Origin of the sequence: Streptantibioticus parmotrematis, assembly GCF_019890615.1 — a bacterium.
Taxonomy (GTDB): domain Bacteria; phylum Actinomycetota; class Actinomycetes; order Streptomycetales; family Streptomycetaceae; genus Streptantibioticus_D; species Streptantibioticus_D parmotrematis.
Genome location: NZ_JAINVZ010000068.1, coordinates 1 through 457 on the forward strand (window position 1 = coordinate 1; position 457 = coordinate 457).

The 457-nt window shown below is 64.6% G+C and carries 1 protein-coding gene; it reads left to right on the forward strand.

The window, feature by feature from the left end; all coding sequences use genetic code 11:
* On the forward strand, window positions 1-457 hold a 457-nt coding region (locus tag K7472_RS32270), incomplete at both ends, for a 2-oxoacid:ferredoxin oxidoreductase family protein (RefSeq protein WP_222982825.1).

Below are 457 nucleotides of genomic sequence, written 5' to 3' on the forward strand. Positions count from 1 at the left end.
TGTCGACGCTGCCGAATTTTCCGGCGGAGATCAGGGCTCCGGCGGGGACGTTGCCGGGGGTGTCGTCGTTCCAGTTGCATTTCGCGGATCACGACATTTTGACGCCGGGTGATGCGCCGGATGTGCTGGTGGCGATGAACCCGGCGGCGTTGAAGGCGAACATCGGGGATCTGCCGGCGGGCGCGGAGATCATCGTGAACACCGATGAGTTCACCCGCCGGGCGTTGCAGAAGGTCGGCTATACGGCCGATCCGCTGGAGGACGGGTCGCTGGAAGGCTTCCGGGTGCATCCGGTGCCGTTGACGACGCTGACGGTCGAGGCCCTGTCGGGGTATGAGCTGTCACGGAAGGAGGCCGAGCGGAGCAAGAACATGTTCGCGCTGGGCCTGCTGTCATGGATGTACCACCGCCCGACCGCCTCCACGGAAGTGTTTCTGCGGGCGAAGTTCGCGAAGAA